Below are 3,437 nucleotides of genomic sequence, written 5' to 3'. Positions count from 1 at the left end.
TGGTTGTCGGAGCGCTTCGGTCAGGGTGTTGATTGGCAGATGACCCACCGTACCTATACCGGGGTGAATCTGTTGGGCATGTTTCTGTGCTATACCAGCGAGGTGCGGGATCGGCTGCTGTTTTTCAACCAGCGGCAACTGCTGCGCCAACAACAGCGCACCCAGGCCCTGGCGGAACGTCTGCATCGTCTGAGCCGGGAGGACAGCCTGACCGGGCTGGCCAATCGGCGCTCCTTTGACGAGGCCCTGGATCGTGAATGGCGACGCTGCCAGCGTGACAAGCAGCCGTTGACTCTCATGCTGGTGGATGTGGACTGTTTCAAAGCCTACAACGACCACTACGGGCATTTGCAGGGCGACCGGTGTCTGCAGCAGCTGTCCAATGAATTGCGCCGTCATGGCCGGCGTGGCGGTGACGTGGTGGCGCGTTTCGGTGGGGAAGAATTTGTCATGCTGTATCCGGGCATCGGCGACACCGAGGCACAACAGCTGGCCGCGAGGGTGTGCCGGTCGGTACGAGCTCTGGCATTGCCCCATAGCCAAAATCCCGGCACCGATGAGGTGACGGTCAGTATTGGCGTGGCCGTGCTGGTGCCGACGCCCAACCAGACCCCCCGGGCGTTGCTGGATGCGGCGGACCGGGCTCTTTATCAAGCCAAACAAAGTGGCCGCGATACCTGGCGACTGTATGAGCCGCCGCCCAAAGTGCGGCTGGTCAAGGATGACAAAGGGTTGTAAGACCCGGAAGCAGGGTGCCTTCTCGGTGTACCGTACAGGATCCCGGCACCGCCTTTCATACCGCCCCTCGTTCGCAGCGCTATCAGAGAAAATTCCGGGAAGATTTTCCTCGGGCCGTACACACGGTAAGACGGCTTGCTGCGGGAATCAGCGCGCTTCGCGCAGCCGTTGCTGTTCGCTCAGGCGCGCGCGGATTTGCGTCTCGATCCCTTCGGCATCCAGGCCGGCCTGGGCCAGCAATGCATCCCGCTTGCCGTGGTGGATAAAGTGATCGGGCAGCGCCAGATTGAGCACATCGACCAGCAGCCCCTCCTCGTGGAGCAATTCATTGACTGCCGAGCCGGCACCGCCCATACGCTGATGGTCTTCCACGGTCACCAGCAGGGTATGACTGGCGGTGGCTTTGAGGATGGCGTCACGATCAAGCGGTTTTACCCAGCGCATGTCCAGCACGGTGGCATTCAGGGCTTTCCCGGCGTCCAGTGCTTCGGGGGTGAGGGCGCCAAAGGCCAGGATGGCTACCTGCTGGCCGTCGCGCAGGGTACGTGCCTGGCCAATGGGCAGGGTGTCCAGTGGCTTTTCAATCGCGACACCGGGGCCGGTACCGCGGGGGTAGCGCACCGCCGCCGGGCCTTCGTGCTGGTAGGCGCTACTCAGTAACTGCCGGCACTCATTCTCGTCGGAGGGTGCGGCGATGATCATGTTGGGGACCGTGCGCAGGTAGGCCAGGTCAAACACGCCGCCATGGGTGGCGCCGTCCTCACCGACCAGTCCGGCCCGATCCAGAGCAAAGGTCACATCCAGGTCCTGCAGGGCCACGTCGTGGATCAGTTGGTCATAGCCGCGCTGCAGGAAGGTGGAGTAGATCGCCACCACCGGTTTCTGGTTTTCGCAGGCCAGGCCGCCGGCCAGGGTCACTGCGTGTTGTTCGCAGATGGCCACATCATGAAAGCGATCCGGGAAACGCCGGCTGAATTCCACCATGCCGGAGCCTTCGCACATGGCCGGGGTAATGCCCACCAGCCGCTTGTCCTGCGCGGCCATGTCGCACAGCCACTGGCCAAAGATATCCTGGTACTTGGGTTTTTTGGGCTGACTGGGGACGGCCACCTGGACTTTGGGTTTGGGTTCGATCTTGTTGATGGCGTGGTAGCCCACCGGGTCCGCTTCCGCCGGGGCGAAGCCCTTGCCCTTGGTGGTGTAGATATGGAGTAACTGGGGGCCCTCCAGGGCGCGCATGTTACCCAGGGTACGGACCAGCTCGTCCACATTGTGGCCGTCGATGGGGCCGATGTAATTGAAGCCGATGGCCTCGAACAGCATGTCCGGGCTGACCATGTTTTTCATGCTCTCTTCGGTGCGGCGAATAAAATCCCAGGCCGCCGGCATGGTGGAGAGCACTTTTTTGCCCCCTTCGCGCAGGGCGATGTAGCTCTTGCTGGCCCAGATGCGCGCGAAGTAGTTGGACAGGCCGCCCACATTGTGGGAAATCGACATGTTGTTGTCGTTGAGAATCACCAGCAGGTTGGAGCGGGTATGGGCCGCATGGCTCATGGCCTCGAAAGCCTGGCCGGCGGTCATGGCGCCGTCACCGATAATGGCCACGGCACGGCGATCACTGCCTGCCATTTCTGCCCCCAGTGCCATGCCCAGGGCGGCACTGATGGAGGTGGAGGAGTGACCCACGCCAAAGGTGTCGTACTCGGATTCGCTGCGCTTGGGAAAACCGGACAGGCCGTCCTGCTGACGGATGCTGGTGATGCCTTCGCGGCGCCCGGTAAGGATCTTGTGCGGATAGCACTGGTGGCCCACATCCCATACCAGCCGGTCATCCGGGGTGTTGTACAGATAGTGGAGGGCCACGGTCAGTTCCACCACGCCCAGGCCGGCACCGAAGTGACCGCCACACTGGCCCACAGCGTAAAGCAGGTATTCACGCAGTTCGTCGACTACCTGCTCCAGCCGGGTGGCAGGTAGCCGTCGTAGCTCGGCGGGGCCGGTCAGGGTGTCCAGCAGCGGCGTGGCCGGGCGAGTCAACGGGATTTGCGTAAATGTCTTGGGCATAGAGATATGCAGCCTGAAATGCACGGCGAAATGAGTGCCTAGTATACCTTCACCGGGCGTCAGGCGTCAGTGATCGCGGGAGATGATGTATTGTGCCAATTGTTGCAAAGGTTGGGCGCTTTCTCCATAGCCGGCCAGGGTCTGTTGCGCCTGCTGGCAAAGCTCCCGGGCCCGTTGCTGGCTCTGTGTCAGGCCAAGCAGGGAGGGGAAGGTGCTTTTCTGCAGCTTTTGATCGGACCCGGAGGGTTTACCCAGCTGTTCGGTGCCGGCCGTGATATCGAGAATATCGTCCTGGATCTGGAAGGCCAGTCCGATGGCATCACCAAACCGGTTCAGGTCGCCAAGTAACGTGGCATCCTCCACCTCGGCGGCAAAGTAGCCCAGTTGCAGGCTGGCAGTGATCAGCCGGCCGGTCTTGAGGTAGTGCATCTCTTCCAGTGCTGCCACCGTCTGCTGTTGGCCCTGGGCGAGCATGTCCTGCATCTGGCCGGCGGCCATGCCGTCCACGCCAGCTGCCAGGCACAGGTGGCGGATCATGGCGATGCGGGTTTCGGCACGATAATGCCCCCCGCTGGCGAGCAATTCGAAGGCGCGGGTATGCAGGGTATCGCCGGCCAGAATGGCGGTGGCCTCGT

General features: G+C 62.2%; 3 protein-coding genes. 1 reads left to right on the top strand and 2 read right to left on the bottom strand.

Annotated features, from left to right (window positions below):
• Positions 1–738 (top strand): diguanylate cyclase (locus tag A3714_RS16015; RefSeq protein ID WP_156493875.1); only part of this gene is annotated, 738 nt, incomplete at its 5' end.
• 147 nt (positions 739–885) lie between these two features.
• Here A3714_RS16015 and dxs read toward each other — a convergent pair.
• On the bottom strand, positions 886–2,802 hold the full coding sequence (dxs, locus tag A3714_RS16010; RefSeq protein ID WP_063509594.1) for a 1-deoxy-D-xylulose-5-phosphate synthase: 1,917 nt from the start codon (positions 2,800–2,802) through the stop codon (positions 886–888).
• 66 nt (positions 2,803–2,868) lie between these two features.
• Positions 2,869–3,437 (bottom strand): polyprenyl synthetase family protein (locus A3714_RS16005; RefSeq protein WP_197463436.1); only part of this gene is annotated, 569 nt, incomplete at its 5' end.

Origin of the sequence: Alcanivorax sp. HI0007 (genome assembly GCF_001635525.1) — a bacterium.
Classification (GTDB): Bacteria; Pseudomonadota; Gammaproteobacteria; order Pseudomonadales; family Alcanivoracaceae; genus Alcanivorax.
The sequence above is the reverse complement of the archived record's forward strand: the minus strand, read 5'-3'. Positions and strand labels throughout refer to the sequence as shown.